Below are 16423 nucleotides of genomic sequence, written 5' to 3'. Positions count from 1 at the left end.
CGGACGACAGGGGCTTATTCCTGGCGGATCAGCATCCCCGGTCGTAGATCGCCCGCGGCCACGGTTCCCTGACGGCGGGCGTCCGCGCGAGCGTGTACCGGAACGCCTCCCGGGACGGGCGGAACGGGTACGACGGGTGCGGCGGCAGCGGGTCGTCCCGTTCCACGCCCGGCGGCAGACCGCCGAGCACGGGCAGCCGGGTGCGGTGCTGTGGCAAGGCGAGTTCGGTCCGGAGCGCGGCATCCATGGGGACCGGCACCGCCCCGCCGCTCGGCCGCCATACGGCTCCCGTCCGCGGGTCGCCCCACGCACTGCCCACACCACCTGGGCGAGGGCCATGCCCGCCGGGATGTCCCGGTACGCGCTCAACCGGTGCCGGAGCGCGCCCGTGGCCGGTCGAGATGGCGCCCGGTCCGGCCGCCGAATTCCTCGGCCGTGCACGTGGCCGGCAGCTCCGCCCAGTCCATGACCGGCCGCTCGGGCGGGCCGGGCAGCCGTACCACCGCCTGCGGATCGAGCCGGACGACCTGCCGGCACCCGCAGTCGTCGATCCGCGTCCCGACCGGAAGAGCGCAGCCCAGGCGGGCGAGGTTCGGGCCGTCTTTTCCCGTCGATGCCCATGTAGTAGCCCCCGGCCCGCTCCAGGATCAGCCTCGTGCCGCGTGTGTCGCCGGGTGCGGGCAGAATGGTGCGCGCTGGTCCGTCGGACAGTACGCCGAAGGGCGCGAAGCACCCCTGTTCCGCGGCCTCGTGCGGTCCGGACTCGTCCCACTGCCGCCACGGTGGCCCGCTCGGCGCGGGATCGATGGCGTATCCCGATCTCGATTCCTCGCATCCCACCAAGGGGGACGACCGGGGAGCAAGGGGGTCTCGGACGACGCCGAACACCCCGCACCCCTCGACGCACCATGGCCGCGAGGCCGTTGCTCAGCCGCTCCAGGGGCGCGCTCCCGGACCCGGCCGGGCCGTGACATCCCGGGGAGCCAGCGCGGAGTGCTCGGCGGCGCACTCCACCACCACCCGGACCGGCGCACCGCAGTCGGTATGGCTCAGGTCGAGCACGGGACCCGCCGGGTCGGCGGCATACGTCTCCCCCCACTGGCGCAGAGCGATCAGAACCGGCCACAGATCCCACCCCTTGCGCGTGAGCCGGTACTCGTGGCGGGCACGACTGCCGGGATCCCGGTAGGGGACGGTGGTGAGGATGCCCGCCGCGGTCAGTTTGCGCAGCCGGTCGCTCAGGACCGCCTCCGACAGCCCCATGTGGCGGCGGAAGTCGTCGAACCTGCGTACGCCGCTGGCGGCGTCCCGCAGGATCAGCAGACTCCACTTCTCGCCGACGACGTCGAGCGTGCGCTGCACCGGGCAGTTGTCCGTGCTCACCTCAAGCCACTCCATGCCGTCATGGTAGGGACCCTGACTTCGTCATTGACAGTCAGAGGAGGGGACGGCTAACTTCGATCTACGAAGTCAGGTGGGAATGGAAGTCGGAGGCGGGACCGTGGGGCGGATGCGGACGTACGAGTGGGAGGACCCCCAGCTCTCGGCGGCAGCCGTCGGCCGTGTCTCCGGTCTGGAGTTCCTGCGCGACGTGAAGGACGGCCGGCTGCCCGCCGCGCCCATCGCGGCCACCCTGGACATGGCCCTCGACGAGGTGGAGTTCGGCCGGGTGGTGTTCTCGCTGATGCCGGGGGAGGAGCACTACAACCCGATCGGCAGTGTGCACGGAGGAGTCTTCGCGACGCTGCTCGACTCGGCCGCGGGGTGTGCCGTGCAGTCCACACTGCCGGCCGGCATGGGCTACACCTCCCTCGACCTGACCGTGAAGTTCCTGCGGCGCATCACGGCGGACACCGGCAAGGTGCGCGCCGTCGGCACGGTCCTCAACGGCGGCCGCCGTACGGCACTGGCCGAAGCGACGCTCATCGACGGCGAGGACCGCCTCCTGGCCCACGCCACGAGCAGCTGCATGCTGATTCCGCTGCCCGCGCGGTCACAGACCTGACCACACCGGGCAGGCGTCACCACACCGGGCAGGCGTCACCACACCGGGCAGGCGTCACCACACCGGTCAGGCGTCACCACATCGGTCAGGCGTCCTCGCCGGACCGGGCGCGCCGGCCGGCACGGCGGCGCAGCAGCAGCGGCAGCGCGTACCAGCACACGCCGAACCACAGCATGACCGCGCCGACGAGCAGTTCGGCCAGCACGCCCGGGACCACGAACCGCAGGATCAGCAGAAGCGTGCAGCCGATGGTCAGGGCGAGGAGGACCATGCCGCACATCATCATGCGTGCGGCCGTCTCCACCAGATCGTCCTTCATGCGCTGACCCGACAGGAAGCGGTGCAGGGAGACGGGCGCTATCAACGCTCCGGTGGCCGCCGCGCCGAGCACCACGGTGGTGACGTAGATGCTGCGGTCCAGCGTCTCCAGCTCATGGAACAACGGCGTGAAGGCCACGCTGAGCAGGAATCCGAAGAGGATCTGCACGCCGGTCTGGGTGACCCGCGTCTCCTGCAGGATCTCGTTCCAGCGGCGGTTGACCCTCTCCCGCGCCGATTCCGGCGCTTCGGCCTCCGCAGCCGTCGGGTGGTGATGATCACGGTGGGCACAGCAGGCGGTGTCCTGTGCTGCCGCCGGTTCGGCCGGCCGCTCCGTCAGGGCCATGACGTCCTCCAGGTTCGGGGAGCGACCGTTTGCCCGCCCGGGGCGTTTTCATGCCTGCGCGGGCGGGGAGGGCCACCCCTGACATCGCGTTCGGGCGCGCAGTGGGCAGGGGTGGTGCCGTCGCTGCCTCGGCACGGGGAGGCCCTCATGGTGGGAACCGACGAGACCAGGCTGGTCGTGGTGCGGGGCAACAGCGCCTCGGGCAAGTCGTCCGTGGCGGAACAGCTCAGGGAGAGGTTCGGCCGCGGCCTGGCCCTGGTGGCCCAGGACGTCCTCCGCCGCACCGTGCTGCGCGAGCGCGACCGGCCGGGAGCCGCGAACATCGGCCTGATCGACCTGACCGCCCGCTACGCCCTGGACGCCGGCTATCACGTCGTCGTCGAGGGGATCCTGTACGCCGACCACTACGGCGACATGCTCGCGCGACTGCGCACCGACCATCGCGGCCCGACCCATGGCTACTACCTGGACGTGCCGTTCGCCGAGACGCTCGCCCGGCACGCCACCAAGCCGTTCGCCCAGGACGTCGGCGAGAAGGAACTGCGGGAGTGGTACCGGCCGGGCGATCTGCTGCCCGGCGGCGTCGAGACCGTCATCGGGACGGACAGCACCCTGCAGGAGACCGTGGAGCGCATCATGGCCGAGACCGGCTTGGCACACCTGCCTGCGGTGGACCGCTGACCTGCGCACGCCCTGCGCCGCTCCACAGCCGACCGGCTTGGCGTGGAGGCCGGTCGGCCCGACCACTGCCGGACGAGCGTGCGTGCGTGCGTGCGCCGGGCCTGGGCGACACTGGTGGGGTGATCGTCGAACGCGCGTATGCGCACCTTCCTTCGCACGACGAGGATGCCTGGCCCTGGTCGGTGCCCTGCGTACGGCAGATGCTTCACGAAGGGCTGCGGTTCACCGCGCCGGTGACCTTCCTGGTGGGTGAGAACGGTTCGGGCAAGTCGACCCTGGTCGAGGCACTGGCCGAAGGGTTCGGCCTGGACTCCTACGGCGGCTCCCACGACTGGCGTTACGCCTCCCCGCGCGGCAAGTCGGCCCTCGGCGAGCGCATGAGGTTCGACGCCGCCTCGGGGCGCGGCCGGCGCATGGCCACCAGTTGGTCGGCCCGCAAGGGGTTCTTCCTGCGTGCCGAGACCGCGCTGGACGCCCTGGACAGGGAGGGTTTCTCGCCGGACGAGGTCAGCCACGGCGAGGGCTTCCTCGCCGCGTTCCGCGGGAAGTTCCTCCACGCCGGGCTCTATGTCCTCGACGAGCCGGAGGCGGCGCTCTCCTTCTCCTCGTGCCTCGAACTCATCGGGCACATCGACCGGTTGGCCAAGCAGGGCGGCCAAGTCATCTGCGCCACGCACTCGCCCGTGCTGACCGCGCTCCCGGGAGCGGACATCATCGAGGTCGGTGACCACGGAATGCGCAGGGTCACCTGGCGGGAGCTCGACCTCGTGGATCACTGGCGCCGCTATCTCGCCGATCCGCACGCCTATCTCCGGCACATCGTCGAACCGTAGGAGGTCCGCCCTCGGTCCTCCTCGCAGGAGGCCGAGGAGGACCGCGAGCCATCTGGCAGCGCCCGCAACAGGACAGGGAGTCGGACATGTTCGCCCACGCGCAGGCATTGGCGGCCGGGAGGCGTCACTCGGTCGGACGGCGCTCGGACGGAACCGTTCTCGCCGTGGGCCACGACGCGGCCCGCGAATGCCGTGTCGAGGGGTGGAGCGACGTCGTCGCGGTGGCGGCCGGCAACGTGCACACGGCGAGGAACACGGGCAAGTCCCATACGGTGGCCCTCCGGTCGGACGGCACCGTGCTGGCGACGGGATGGAACGGCGACGGGCAGTGCGACGTCGCCGGCTGGCGGGGTGTCACGGCGGTGGCCGCGGGCTGGCGTTACACGCTCGGCCTGCTCGCGAACGGCCGCGTGCTGGCGACCGGCCGGAACACGGAAGGACAGTGCGACGTGCGGTCCTGGCGCGAGACGGTCGCTCTGTCGTGCGGTGACTGGCATGCGGTCGGTCTCCGGTCGGACGGTTCCGTGCTGGCCGCGGGCAACGACCGACGACGTCAGTGTGCCGTCGCAGGCTGGCGTGACCTCACCGCCGTCGCGGCCGGGTACTGCCATACCGTCGGCCTCCGGGCCGACGGGAGAGCGGTGGCGACCGGAGACCGGACGGCCGGCGCGTGCGAGGTCGACGCGTGGGACGACGTCGTGGGGCTCGACGCGGGCAGCCGTCACACCGTCGGGGTCACCGCGGCCGGGCGCGCCCTGGCCACGGGAGACAACAGCCATGGCCAGTGCGACGTCGGTGACTGGCGCGACATCGTCGCGGTGGCGGCCGGTTCGACGCACACCCTCGGCCTGTGTGCCGACGGAACGGTCGTGTCGACGGGAAACAACGCCGACGGACAGTGCGCGGTCGATGCCTGGTCCGGTGTCCGGCTCCCATGAGCCCACGCACCACCCCACCCGAGCTGGTCCGCGTGCTGGGCGCATCGTCCCGCCGGCCGTCCGGGCCCGAGCACCTGCCGGGATCAGTCGTGGGCGGAGTCGAGATGCCAGACCGTCGCCTTGTCCAGCTTCACCGAGCCGTTCTCGGCGAAGACCTGGACTCCCTGGCTGGCGGGGTCGGGGAAGATCTGGTCGGTTATCACCGCTTCACCGCTGCCGCCGAAGACCTCCACGGACGACCAGTCGACCAGGATCCGCAGCTTGATCTTGCCGTTCGCCGCCTTCATGGGCGCGGCCTGGACGCCGGGGAAGGTGTCGTTGAAGTCCACTGCGCCGGAGCGGGTTCGGTCGACGTACAGCTCCTGGGTCGTGGTGTCGTAGCCGATGACGGTCTCCTCGCCCGCGGTGCCGGTGCGTACCTTCAGCCCGAATCGTTCGGCGTCCCTGGGGGAGAACGTCGCCTCGATGTCGAGCGCCTTGCCGTGGGCGGCGGGACCGATCAGTGCCTGCGAGGTGTTCGTCACGACCGTGGTGGCCGCGGTCGCCGGGGGGTCCTGACGCAGGGACTTCACACTGGTCACCGGCTCGCTGGTCAGCCGGACACGGCCGTCGACGGTGCGCAGGGCCATCTGGCGGGGGATGCTCTGCGCCCCGCGCCAGGGGGTGGTGGGGGTGGCACCGGCGTAGTCCCAGTTGCTCATCCAGCCGATCATGTGCCGCTTGCTGCCCGGGGTGTTCTCCCAGGATACGGCCGCGTAGTAGTCCTTGCCGTAGTCGGCCCAGCCGGCGCGCTGCAGTACGGAGAGGACGGGGGCGTCGGCGGTGGTGAACCGGTCGGCGAGGATGTGGCCCCAGCCCCCGGTGTTGAGGTCGACGAGCTGGATCTGTGCCTTCTTGCCGCGGTAGGAGCGCATGTCGAAGGAGGCCCAGTCCAGCGTCTCGCTGTCGGATCCGGTGACGCTGCGGACGACTTGGCCGTCGACCACCAGATTGACGGCGGTCTCCTCGGTGCCGGGCCGGGCCCGGGTGTCGGACAGCGTGATCTGGTCGGCGTTGATGTGTCCCCAGCCACCGGTGTTGTCGTCGACCACTCTGATCCGTGCCGTCCTGCCGGCGAGGTCACGCACGTCCCAGGAGGCCGCCTGGAGTGCTTCGGCGTCCCTTCCGGTGGCGCTGCGGACGACCTGGCCGTCGACGAGGAGTTCGAGGGCGGTGGGGTCGGCGGATCCGGCGGGATGATTGCCGCCGCCGATGAGGAAGTTGACGTAGCGCTTGTCGATGGTGAACTCGGGCGAGGTGAGGGTGCCGGTGGTGGCATCACCGTTGCGGAACGTGTTGACGAGGCCGCCGCCCTGGAAGCCGGTGACCTGCTGCTGGCCGGGGAGGGTGCCGGTGGCCGGTGCCGGGCCGAAGGCGTCGCCGGTCGCCGTCCAGGCGCCGTAGGTGCCGCCCTCGAAGTCGGCGAGGGTCCGCCCGGCCTGGTGCGGGTGCCGGCCGCCGCCGACCTTGAAGTTCAGATACGGGCTGTCGACGGTGAATGCGGGGGAGGTGAGGGTGCCGGTGGCGGCGTCCCCGGAGTGGAAACTGTTCGCGAGGCCCTTGCCGTCGAAGCCGGTGACGGTCTGCTGCCCGTCGAGCGTCCCGGCTGCCGGTCCCGGGCCGAACGCGGTGCCCGTCGCCGTCCACGGACCGAAGCCGCTGTCCTCGAAGCCCTGCACGACGGTCCCGGCGGGCGGGGTGTAGGTGCCGTCGTCCTCGGCGGTGAACTTCGTGCCGTCGAAGTCGCCGATGAAGTACTGCGCGGCCGAACCGCCCGCGATTCCACCGGGGTTGATGTTCACGACCAGCACCCACTTGGTGTTGCCCTTGTCACCGTCGACGGGGAGGGGGAACAGGTCGGGGCATTCCCACACGCCACCCGTCGCACCTGCCGGGCCGAAGTCGCTGAGGCGGGTCCAGTCCTTGAGGTTCTTGGAGGAGTAGAACCGCACCTTGTGCTCGGCGGACAGGGACACCGTCATCAGCCAGCTCTGGGTGGGCGCGTACCACTGGACCTTGGGGTCGCGGAAGTCCTTCGAGCCGATGTCGATGACGGGGTTGCCCTGGTACCTGGTCCAGGTGCGGCCGAGGTCGGTGCTGTAGGCGAGCGCCTGTGACTGGATGCCCGTGGATTTGTCGTGCCTGGTGTAGATCGCCACCATGGGCGGGTTCTTCTTGGTGCCGAAGCCGGTGGTGTTGTTCTCGTCGACGACGGCGCTGCCGGAGAAGACCATTTCCCTGTCGTCGTGCGACAGGGCGAGCGGCAGTTCCTGCCAGTGGACGAGGTCCGTGCTCACCGCGTGACCCCAGGACATGTCGCCCCACCCGTTGCCGCTCGGGTTGTACTGGTAGAAGAGGTGGTACTCGCCCTTGTAATAGACCAGGCCGTTGGGGTCGTTCATCCAGTTCTTCTCCGGAGTGAAGTGGAACTGGGGACGGTAGGTCTCGGAGTACGGCGGCGCGTCGGCCGCGGATGCCTGGGGGGCGAGCAGGGCGGCCGACAGCGCGCAGACGGCCGCCGCGGCCGCGGTCGTCCGCAGGCGGGCTCTTCGGGTGACACGTGCAGAGCTCATGGTCTCTCCTGTGATCCGGGCTCCACGCGCCCCAGCCTGCGGCGGGCGGCCCGTGAAAAGGTGACGCCTTGGTCCGCGACTGAGATCCACACCGCCGACCAGGGATGTCAACGATGACTTGTGTCAACGATGACAGCGGGTGGCCCGATGATGAACGCCATCCGGCCGACGCGTCAACGGTTCGGACGGGATTGCCGGATGGCCCGGCACGGCCTGTGCGTCCGCCTGTCCGCCCGTCTGCGTACACGTCTGCGTGCCCGTCAGCTCGGGCGCGTCCATCGGCCGAACGGGGGCGCGGGCCGGCGTGCGAGGCTGCGGTCGGGCATCTGGGGCCGGCGTGTGGGGAGCGTGCGGGGGTGGTCGGCGCGGCGATGAGTTCGCCGGTCCCCGCAGGTCTACGTTGTGACCGCGACGACCCACTCATCGGGAGCAAGCCATGGGCCTCATCCACATCGAACTGTTCGCGACCCTCGATCTCGTCGGGCAGGCGCCCGGCGGTCCCGACGAGGACCCGGCCGGGTTCCCGTTCGGCGGCTGGCAGGCACCCCTGCTGGACGAGGTCACCGGGGCGCAGGTGGGTACCGCGTACGAGGACACGGACGCCCTCCTGCTCGGCCGACGGACGTACGACATCTTCGCCGGGTACTGGCCGCACCAGAAGGGCGGCGAGGACGGGGAGATCGCCGACCTCTTCAACCGGGTACCGAAGTACGTGGCCTCGCGCGGCAAGCCCGATCTGTCGTGGGCGGGGTCCACACAGCTGGGCCCGGATCTCGCCGCCGCGGTGCGGGAGATCCGGGACCGGCACGAGCACGTGAAGGTCGTCGGGAGCCTGGACCTGGTGCAGAGCCTCCTGCGCGAGAAGCTCTTCGACCGCCTCGACCTGTGGGTGCACCCGATCGTGCTCGGAGTCGGGAAGAAGGTGTTCGACGGCGGTGAGGTGCCCACGAACCTCACGCTCCTCGAACCTCCGGCAGCCGGCACCAAGGGCACCGTGTACCTCCGCTACGGACTCGCCGGCGGCACGCCCGCCACGGGGGACATGAGCGCACCTGATCGCGGCGTCGGGAGCGGCGACTGAGGCCGCCCCGCAGACCCCCGTCGCGTACGAGAGCCCCGAGCCCGCGCCTGAGCCCGAGCCCGCGCCTGAGCCTGAGCCCGAGCCTGGGTTGGAGCTCAGAAGGCGTGGCGGAACCACGCCCGCGTCTGGTCCGTGGCCACGGTGGTGCCGCCGCAGATCGGGACGGTCCCGTTCTCGGCGGTCACCAGGTAGTGCTCGCCGACCTGGAAGGAGACGGCCTCCGAGTTGGCGGCGTCTTGGGTGAGGCGGACCGTGGTGGTGGAGCGGTCGGCGGGGGCGCGGTACCAGTGGTCGACCTCAAGGCTCACGGAGTCGCCCTTCTTGGTGGTTACGGTGCCCTCGAAGGCGAGTTCGTTCCGGCGCAGGCTCTCGAAGGTGGGTGCGGCGCACTTCACCGCCTCCCCGCCGGCCTGCAGACGCAGGGTCACGGCGAGGTGGGGCTTGTCCTGGGTGTCGCCGTCCGCGCCCTGTTCGGGGCCCCAGGCGATCCCGCCTCCCACCAGCAGCAGTGCCGTGAAGGCCAGGGCCGGGACGAGGAGGCGGCGCGGCGCTGTCTTCTCGGTCGTGACCGTCGTAGGGGTAGTCGTGTTCATCGTGGCCTCCACAAGACGGGGGACGTCGGGTCGCGGAGCCTTCGAGAGCACTGCCGGGTCCGTGGCCTTCAGCTGGGCCAGCAACTCGTCGTCGTTCACCGACTGCTCCTTCCTTTTCCGGTGCCGGCGCCGGATTGGTTTCCGGTTCGGTTTCCGGTTCGGATTCCGGTTCCTTCGTCCGTCTCGTGTCCGGGGCGCGGCCCGGTCTTTCGCTCCAGTCGTGCCGCCAGTTTCTTCTTGGCCCGGTGCAGCCGGATGCTCACCGCGTTCGCGCTCAGCCCGGTGACCTCGGCGATCCGGCTCGGTGTCAGCTCCTCGTACGCCCACAGCAGAACGATCTCCCGGTCCAGCGGCCGGAGTTGGGCGAGGGCCGCGTGCAGCTCGGAGTGGTCGTCACCGGACCGCGGCACCCCGGTCGCGGTGCTCGCCGTGTTCGCCGTGCTCGCCGTCCACGTCAGGCGTTCCAGGAGGGAGCGTCTGCGGCGCTCCGCGCGGCGGGCGTTGGCCAGGCAGCCACGGGCCACGCCGTAGCACCAGGGCAGTACGGCGTCGGGGTCAGGGACGCGTCCCGCCGGTGCCTCCGGTTCCGGTTCCAGGCCCGGTACGTCCTCGATCCGCCGCCACAGAACGAGCAGCGTGTCCGAGAGGACGTCGTCGACCTGGTCGGGGTCTGCCCGGCGCAGCAGGTAGCGGTGCAGGGGTTCGGTCACGACCTGCGCCAGCGCCTCGAAGCGGGCCCGCTCGGCCCGCTGATCCCGGGCTGCCCTCTTTTCCTTCATGGATTCCACGCCCTGCCCTGTCCGGCACAGGGGGAATCCTTTCACCCGCGTTCGAACGGCACGGATGCCTCATCCGGCGAGCAGGGCCTGCATCCACTGGTCTTCGCGTTGTTCGATGTACTCGGCGTCGTTGCGCCAGGCGTCGCCGTGGCCCTCAGCCCACAGCCTCGCCCAGGGGTGAACTCCTCGGGCTGCCTGGTCGCGCAGGAAGTCGTGCATGGAACGCGTACGGCGCCCCAGCACAGGGACCAACCGACGACGCTCGGACTCAGACAGACCGTAGGCGTCGGCGAAGACGCGCAGTCGGGCTGCCGCGTCCGGACTCTGCCAGTCCGGATGCGCGGACAGTGGGATGAAGCCGTGCATGGCATAGGCGACATCCCATAGACGCGAGCCGGGGCCGGCGGCGTCCCAGTCGATGAAGGCCCACGGCTCCTCGGCTGCGACCACGAGGTTCCAGGGGGCCAGGTCGTTGTGGGCGATGATGTCACTGCCGTCAGCGGGGATCAGTGTCTGCCACCGTGCGTCGGGCGGCGGCGTGAAGCCCTGCACGGCGTCGTGGAAGTCCCGGATCAGCCGTGCAACGCGCTCCAGTTGCCGAGCGGGTTCCATCAGCGAGAATCTGTCGGGCCAGACCACGTGCCCCGGCATGAAGGTCAGGACCTCGCGCCCCTGATCGTCAAGGCCGAGTGGGCGAGGCGCCGCGTCGAATCCCGCCTCGTGCAGGTGGGTGAGCAGGGCATGCACAGCGGGAGTCCATGGTCCGGCCGGCCGGCGGACTGTGTCCCCGACGCGAACGACACCAGCGCTGACGTTGCCGCCGGACAAGGGCTCTTCATCATCGTGCCGCATCGGACGAGTGTGTCGGATCAGCCCGTCATGATTCACGCCATTAACGGGGGGAGCATCTTTCTGGGTGACAGCCGTCAGGGGCGGCTGCCTCGCATCCTCCCGGCCGAGGGGAGGGGCGACTTGGCCGCGCCCGCGACATCCACCTGGCCGATCGCGACCAGCACGCGGTCCAGGACGTCCTGGACGTCGCCGAGGGCCGAGATCGTGGTCACCGGGCCCCTGGCCCGGTAGTGGTCGATGACCGGCGCCGTCTCGCTGCGGTACACCTCCAGTCGCAGACGTACCGTGCTCTCATGGTCGTCATCGCGCTGGTACAGCTCACCGCCACAAACGTCGCAAACTCCCGTCACCGTAGGAGGGTTGTACTCGACGTGGAAGAGGTGTGCGCGGTCCTGACGGCACAACCGACGGCCGGCGATACGCCTGACCACCTGCGCCTCGGGAATCTCCAGGGCGAGCACGGCGTCCAGCCTCGACCCCGAGTCGGCCAGGATGCCGTCGAGCGCCTCCGCCTGGGCAAGGTTGCGAGGGAAGCCGTCCAGCAGGAAGCCGCGCTCGATGTCCGGCCGGGCCAGGCGCTCTTTGATCATTCCGACCGTGACGTCGTCCGGAGCCAGTCGGCCGGCGCGCAGGTGCGTGTGGGCGCTCTGTCCGAGCGCGGTGCCCTGGTCGATGTGCTCGCGGAACAGATCACCGGTGGAGATGTGCTGGATCGACAGACGCCCGGCAAGGAGCACTGCCTGCGTGCCCTTACCGGCTCCGGGCGGCCCGATCAGGAGGAGACGCATCGATGAGACATCCCTTCGTCATTCGCAGGCATCGGATCATCTCTGCGACCAGGATCGCCCCGCATCGATGTCGTTGGTTGTGTTGGTTGGATACCCACAGTCCGGCGTCGGCCTTGCGTCCCGCTTGTGCGTCAGTCCCACGAATTGAACAGCAACCCGCCCAATGTGGTGATGCCGTACGAGCGAACCTGACGCCATTCGCCAGGTGTGAGGACCGACGTGTCGATGGCCGAGAGCGGGAGGGTGAGCTGCGCGTGATCAAGCACGGTAAACACTTGGTCTGCGAAGGATCGGGCCCATGGCGGCGGTGAGAGGAACTGGTCGGTGTACCAGTCCCGGCGTTCTTGAGCGAACGCTATCCAGGGGTGGTTTGCGTGGCAAAGGATGACGCATTCGGCTGTACCTACGATCACGGACGAGGTGTGAAACGTACGAGGACAGGCTCGTTCCTCTGTCTCGCCCACATGGCCTCGGGCCGCCCGCGCGGCTGCGAACAGCGCCGCCCGGAACATCCGCCGGTCGGTTTCCGGTAGCGGCCCGTCCCTCGGCAGGAACATGCCCGTGGCGCCTCGCGGCAGTGTGAACGCTGCGTCCTTGTGCACAGTCATGAAGCCATGTCTCCGCTCTCCTGACCTGCCCAACGGTCCGTCGCCTTCGGGTTGCAACGTGGCTTGAAGAGGTTCGACCTGTGGGCCAGGCCGAGCTGGCGAAAAAGGCGGACTCATGCAGGCCGGCGGTTCAATGGCGGCATTCCCGAACCGGTGTAGCGCCCTTGCGTCGTGCTCTGGCCGGGGCGCCATCCGTCGGAATTGCTGAAGCTCTCCCACGACATGCTCGTGGGCTGGTTGTGCTGTGCACCGGTCAGGGCCTCGTACGCATTCCCGGCGAGGTAGAGGAGAGACTCGAATTCCATCCCGGTCGGGAAACGCGAGGGATCCGTGAGCACCTCCTCGTAGAACTCCCTTCCGTTCGCCACCACGACACAGCGTGCGTACAGGAAGTCGTCGGCGGAGATGTAATGGTCTCCGTTGTCCGGGTCCGCCTCTCCCCGGTAGCACCACCGAGCGTGCTCTCGCGTATCGAGTGCGAAGAGTTTGGAGGCGAGCAGATCCTCGAACGCGACGATCTCTTCCGGCGCCAGCCGCTGGAGCGCGTGCGAGGCAGGTGCGAGGACCGCCTTGTCATCGCCGGTCTGATCCCAGTCGAACGAAGCGATGATCGCCCAGAAACGTACGTCGTCCATGAACGGGATCCTTCCACAGGACCAAAGCAGACTCGGGTCGGCACCGAATTCGTATGATCTCGCGGTGAGGATCTGGACCGAGCACCCTGCACAGGCGGACGTCGAGGCTGTCGTTCGCCGCTACTTCGGTCTGCTCCGAGCGGGAAGGATCCCTGAGGCCGAGCAGATCATCGATCACTCCCCGGTCCGCCATGTGCTCAAGGCGCTGTGGACCGGATCCGTCGCAGCAGCCGTCGATGGGGGCGAGGCGAGCAGAAGCCCTGCTGACGGCGCGTGGGAGCGGGATCTGTCCTGGCTCGGCGAACTGGAACTCGCGGACTTCCGCTGGGGTCACACCGGCAGCCATGTCTACGTCGAGATCACCTACCGCGCGCAGGTGATCGAGGTGGCCCTGGGCTTCTGGGTCAGGCCCACCGACGCCGGCTGGGTCATCACGGGACCGGCCACGTACTGGTAGGGCACGCACAGCGCAGCGCGCCCCGGCTGTGTCGGCTTGCCCTTCCCGCCGGTGGTCGTCCTGGCGCATGCGCGGAAGACCTCCAGCCCGGCGGTGACGGACGACGGCAGGCGCGCCACCGAGCGTGCGCGCGCCTGCCGCATGGTGGCCTGTCAGCCCTTCGGTGCCACGCGGAGAAGGTTCCCGTCAGGATCGGCCGCGAGGAAGGTCAGCCCGAACCCCAGGTCATGAGGCTCGCGCAGGACCGTGATGCCCTTGGACTGCCACTGCTTGAAGATGGCGTTGAGCTCGTCCGGTCCACCGTCGATGGCCAGGCACACCTCGCCGGTGCGCGGGACGTCCGGAGACAGATCCTCGAACTGACCCGACCACAGCCCGAGTTCAGCGCCCGGCCCGAGGTCGAAGGTGATGTATCCCGGAGTCGCGAACGAGGGGCTCTTGCCGAGGAGGTCGCCGTAGAAGCGAGCCGCGGCGGGAGCGTCGTTCACGTAGACGATGGATACGACGGATGTGGTCATGGTTGTTCCTTCTCGCAGGTGGTGTGTACGCATCCACCAGCCTGGCCGGGATATGCGCCGCACCATGTCGCAATTACTGGAAAAATTCGGGGAGTGACCCCAGACCGCTTCTTCTCCCTGATGCTGCTCCTCGCATCGAGGGACGCCGTGACCACACAGGAACTCGCCTCGGCGCTCGGGGTGTCCCTGCGCACCATCACCCGGGATTTGAACTGGCTCCGCGACGCCGGTCTGCCGGTGACCGCACAACGGGGCCGCCTCGGAGGCGTGACCATGCTGCCCGGGTCCGGTGTCGATCTCACGCGGCTCACGCCGGGCGAGCGTGATCATCTGTCGCTCATCGGGCTGGACGAGAAGCAGCGTGCGGAGCTCGACGCCTCGGCCGAGAGCAGGCGCGCGCTCTCCAAGATCGCCGCTGCGCAGTCACGTCGGGCCGATGAACTCCTGCCGCTCACCGACGTGGTGCACGTGGACAGCCGGCCCTGGCTCCAGGCGTATACGTCCGGCCCGACGCCGGCTTCGCTGATCGGCGCGGTGCGGCGAGGCCGCCGGCTACGGATCGCGTACGACAGCCCACGCGAGCCAGGGCCGGGCCCACGCGACCAGGTCGTGGATCCCTACGGGCTGCTCGCGAAGGCCGGCACCTGGTACCTCGTCGCCGACCGCGCCCGAACGCCACGGATGTACCGACTCGAACGGATCACGACGTGGGACGAAGTCGACCAGCCACGACGGATCCGCGAGAGCCAGACCCTGGCCACCGTCGCTGCGGCGCTCCTTGCCCAGTGGGAACGCAATCACGCGGTAGAGGTCAGCGCCACCATCGACCGGACGCAGTTCGAGCGAGCGCAACGCATCTTCGGCCAACGACTCGTCCCGGACGCCCAGGAAAAATCCGCCACCGGCCACAAGGTGACGATCCGCTTCCTGAGTCTGGGGGACGTGCGGACGCTGTTGCCGTTCGGGAGCACCATCACCGTCCACGGCCCCGCCGAAGTCAGGGCTCATCTCAGCGACCTCGCGACCCAACTCGCCGCCCACTATGCGCCGTCACCGGCCTCCTGACCGCGACAGCCAGGAACCGCTAACGGGACCTGTCCCTGCCGCTGCCTGTTTCCCGGCGGCTCGGTCCGGCCGCGTAGGCCAGGGGAGGTGCGATCGCCTGCGCGTCCGCTCCCTCGCCGACCCACAGGGCGATGAACAGCGCGGCGGTCGCCTCAAGGAGACCCGCACGTTCGAGACCGCCGGCGGCCAGGGGTTCACATCCCATGTCCCGCACCAACTCGGCTACACGCTTCAGGGCCGTCTCATCGTTCCCGCTGATGGGCACGGCGAGCGGTCGCCCGTCGAAGACGGGCGGCCGCATGCGCCACACGTCCTCGTGGCAGAGGTTGAAAGCCTTGACCACATGGGCGCCCGGAGCCGCCGCGGCCAGGTGCTGCGCGGCCGAGGGGCCTCCTTCCGTCAAGAGCCGGAAGCCCGGACCGATCGGATTGGAGCAGTCGATCAGCACCTTTCCCTCCAGCGCCACATTCAGGTCCCGCGCCACCTCCGCACCCACCCCGAAGGGCAGCGCGGCCAGCACCACCTGACCGGCCGCGGCCGCCGCGCGCAGACCGGCCGCCGTGGCGCCGCCTCCGATGCGCGTCGCCAGCCGCTCCGCCTTGTGTGCGTCCCGTCCCCCGATGATCACCTCGTGACCGGCCCGCACCCAGGGGGTGGCGAGCGCTTCGGCCATGTTGCCCGTGCCCAGTACGCCGATTCTCATCACGTGGACCCTCTCCCTTGCCTGCGGTGACTCCCCGCGGCGACTACCTGCGTCGACTACCTGCCTCGACCGTTTTCATCGACGCTAGAAGGGGGTTCAGGCACCATGTGGTAAGTGACCGACGACGCCTTCCTCGCCGACTGCCGCGCCCGCCTCGGCTTTGACCTGCTGTCCAACACCTGGAACGCCGTGGTGCTCTGGGCACTGCGCGACGGCCCCCGGCGCCCGGTCGAACTGACGGAGCGGATCGGGGGCATCAGCTCCAAGGTCCTCACCGAGACCCTGCGGCGACTGCAGGTCAACGGACTGGTGGCCCGGCAGGTACGCCCAGACGCACCGTCACGCGTCGAGTATCAACTCACCGATCTGGGACGCACCTTGCTCGCGCCCATCGGCGCCGTCGGCGTATGGGCCTTCGAGAACGGCGACGACGTCATGGCCGCACAGGAAGCAGCGTGCACGCCCGGCACGCCCACATCGGAGTCCCCTCCCACGTGCTGAACCATGACAACGGAGTGGGCGGCAATGGCTGTCGCGTGGCCGGGATGTGTCCCTGTCGTGCGGGACGCAAGAGCCTCTTGCCTAGAGCACACTCCACGCGACTAGCGTGC

The 16423-nt window shown here is 69.6% G+C and carries 20 protein-coding genes; 8 read left to right on the top strand and 12 right to left on the bottom strand.

The annotated features are described in order from the left end of the window. Positions 1-28: 28 nt before the first annotated feature. Positions 29-247: a hypothetical protein gene (locus PYR72_RS01950; protein ID WP_275453526.1), complete on the bottom strand. Its 219-nt coding sequence runs from the start codon at positions 245-247 to the stop codon at positions 29-31. Positions 248-927: 680 nt separating this feature from the next. Beyond that, a complete protein-coding gene (locus PYR72_RS01945; RefSeq protein ID WP_275453525.1) occupies positions 928-1398 on the bottom strand; it encodes a helix-turn-helix domain-containing protein in 471 nt (156 codons plus the stop codon). A 103-nt stretch (positions 1399-1501) separates the two neighbouring features. Here PYR72_RS01945 and PYR72_RS01940 point away from each other — a divergent pair, with 103 nt between their 5' ends. Then, complete coding sequence (locus PYR72_RS01940) at positions 1502-2005, top strand: PaaI family thioesterase (protein WP_275460316.1); 504 nt, start codon at positions 1502-1504, stop codon at positions 2003-2005. A gap of 85 nt (positions 2006-2090) precedes the next feature. On the opposite strand, the gene PYR72_RS01935 is transcribed toward PYR72_RS01940, so the two are convergent. Beyond that, positions 2091-2669 (bottom strand): DUF6328 family protein, encoded by a 579-nt coding sequence (locus PYR72_RS01935; protein WP_275453524.1) that lies wholly within the window; start codon positions 2667-2669, stop codon positions 2091-2093. Positions 2670-2816: 147 nt separating this feature from the next. Here PYR72_RS01935 and PYR72_RS01930 point away from each other — a divergent pair, with 147 nt between their 5' ends. The 3 genes from PYR72_RS01930 to PYR72_RS01920 all read left to right on the top strand — a co-directional run bounded on the left by PYR72_RS01930 (position 2817) and on the right by PYR72_RS01920 (position 5121). Beyond that, positions 2817-3350: an AAA family ATPase gene (locus tag PYR72_RS01930; protein ID WP_275453523.1), complete on the top strand. Its 534-nt coding sequence runs from the start codon at positions 2817-2819 to the stop codon at positions 3348-3350. A gap of 119 nt (positions 3351-3469) precedes the next feature. Further along, on the top strand, positions 3470-4183 hold the full coding sequence (locus PYR72_RS01925) for an AAA family ATPase (RefSeq protein ID WP_275453522.1): 714 nt from the start codon (positions 3470-3472) through the stop codon (positions 4181-4183). 86 nt (positions 4184-4269) lie between these two features. Then, the gene (locus PYR72_RS01920; protein ID WP_275453521.1) at positions 4270-5121 is read left to right on the top strand and encodes a chromosome condensation regulator; all 852 of its coding nucleotides are present in this window, start codon (positions 4270-4272) and stop codon (positions 5119-5121) included. A gap of 83 nt (positions 5122-5204) precedes the next feature. Here the strand turns inward: PYR72_RS01920 and PYR72_RS01915 are convergent, their stop codons facing one another. Then, positions 5205-7733, bottom strand: a complete 2529-nt coding sequence (locus PYR72_RS01915) for a GH32 C-terminal domain-containing protein (RefSeq protein ID WP_275453520.1) — start codon at positions 7731-7733, stop codon at positions 5205-5207. A 436-nt stretch (positions 7734-8169) separates the two neighbouring features. On the opposite strand from PYR72_RS01915, the gene PYR72_RS01910 reads away from it, so the two are divergent. Next, positions 8170-8814 carry a dihydrofolate reductase family protein gene (locus PYR72_RS01910; RefSeq protein ID WP_275453519.1) on the top strand — a complete coding sequence of 215 codons (645 nt, stop codon included), beginning with the start codon at positions 8170-8172 and terminating at the stop codon, positions 8812-8814. Positions 8815-8909: 95 nt separating this feature from the next. Here the strand turns inward: PYR72_RS01910 and PYR72_RS01905 are convergent, their stop codons facing one another. The 6 genes from PYR72_RS01905 to PYR72_RS01880 all read right to left on the bottom strand — a co-directional run bounded on the left by PYR72_RS01905 (position 8910) and on the right by PYR72_RS01880 (position 13069). After that, positions 8910-9506: a hypothetical protein gene (locus tag PYR72_RS01905; RefSeq protein WP_275453518.1), complete on the bottom strand. Its 597-nt coding sequence runs from the start codon at positions 9504-9506 to the stop codon at positions 8910-8912. Further along, positions 9503-10186, bottom strand: coding sequence for a sigma-70 family RNA polymerase sigma factor (locus PYR72_RS01900; RefSeq protein ID WP_275453517.1), 684 nt, complete (start codon positions 10184-10186; stop codon positions 9503-9505). The genes PYR72_RS01905 and PYR72_RS01900 overlap by 4 nt, the downstream gene beginning before the upstream one ends. A gap of 69 nt (positions 10187-10255) precedes the next feature. Further along, positions 10256-11038: a phosphotransferase gene (locus PYR72_RS01895; protein ID WP_275453516.1), complete on the bottom strand. Its 783-nt coding sequence runs from the start codon at positions 11036-11038 to the stop codon at positions 10256-10258. Between the two features lie 74 nt (positions 11039-11112). Continuing rightward, positions 11113-11826 carry an adenylate kinase gene (locus tag PYR72_RS01890; RefSeq protein ID WP_275453515.1) on the bottom strand — a complete coding sequence of 238 codons (714 nt, stop codon included), beginning with the start codon at positions 11824-11826 and terminating at the stop codon, positions 11113-11115. Positions 11827-11957: 131 nt separating this feature from the next. Next, a complete protein-coding gene (locus PYR72_RS01885; protein WP_275453514.1) occupies positions 11958-12434 on the bottom strand; it encodes a hypothetical protein in 477 nt (158 codons plus the stop codon). Positions 12435-12547: 113 nt separating this feature from the next. Then, positions 12548-13069: a DUF4240 domain-containing protein gene (locus PYR72_RS01880; RefSeq protein WP_275453513.1), complete on the bottom strand. Its 522-nt coding sequence runs from the start codon at positions 13067-13069 to the stop codon at positions 12548-12550. 64 nt (positions 13070-13133) lie between these two features. Between PYR72_RS01880 and PYR72_RS01875 the strand changes: the two genes are divergently transcribed. Further along, positions 13134-13526 (top strand): hypothetical protein, encoded by a 393-nt coding sequence (locus PYR72_RS01875; protein ID WP_275453512.1) that lies wholly within the window; start codon positions 13134-13136, stop codon positions 13524-13526. Positions 13527-13678: 152 nt separating this feature from the next. On the opposite strand, the gene PYR72_RS01870 is transcribed toward PYR72_RS01875, so the two are convergent. Further along, complete coding sequence (locus PYR72_RS01870; protein WP_275453511.1) at positions 13679-14044, bottom strand: VOC family protein; 366 nt, start codon at positions 14042-14044, stop codon at positions 13679-13681. Between the two features lie 93 nt (positions 14045-14137). On the opposite strand from PYR72_RS01870, the gene PYR72_RS01865 reads away from it, so the two are divergent. Beyond that, positions 14138-15109 (top strand): WYL domain-containing protein, encoded by a 972-nt coding sequence (locus PYR72_RS01865; protein WP_275453510.1) that lies wholly within the window; start codon positions 14138-14140, stop codon positions 15107-15109. A 19-nt stretch (positions 15110-15128) separates the two neighbouring features. Here PYR72_RS01865 and PYR72_RS01860 read toward each other — a convergent pair whose 3' ends face one another. Next, the gene (locus PYR72_RS01860; RefSeq protein WP_275453509.1) at positions 15129-15812 is read right to left on the bottom strand and encodes an NAD(P)-binding domain-containing protein; all 684 of its coding nucleotides are present in this window, start codon (positions 15810-15812) and stop codon (positions 15129-15131) included. Between the two features lie 114 nt (positions 15813-15926). On the opposite strand from PYR72_RS01860, the gene PYR72_RS01855 reads away from it, so the two are divergent. Continuing rightward, entirely contained in the window at positions 15927-16313 is a 387-nt protein-coding gene (locus PYR72_RS01855) for a helix-turn-helix domain-containing protein (protein WP_275453508.1), read from the top strand. The last annotated feature ends 110 nt before the right edge of the window (positions 16314-16423 follow it).

The organism is Streptomyces sp. VNUA24 (assembly GCF_029167005.1).
Taxonomy (GTDB): domain Bacteria; phylum Actinomycetota; class Actinomycetes; order Streptomycetales; family Streptomycetaceae; genus Streptomyces; species Streptomyces scabiei.
The sequence above is the reverse complement of the archived record's forward strand: the minus strand, read 5'-3'. Positions and strand labels throughout refer to the sequence as shown.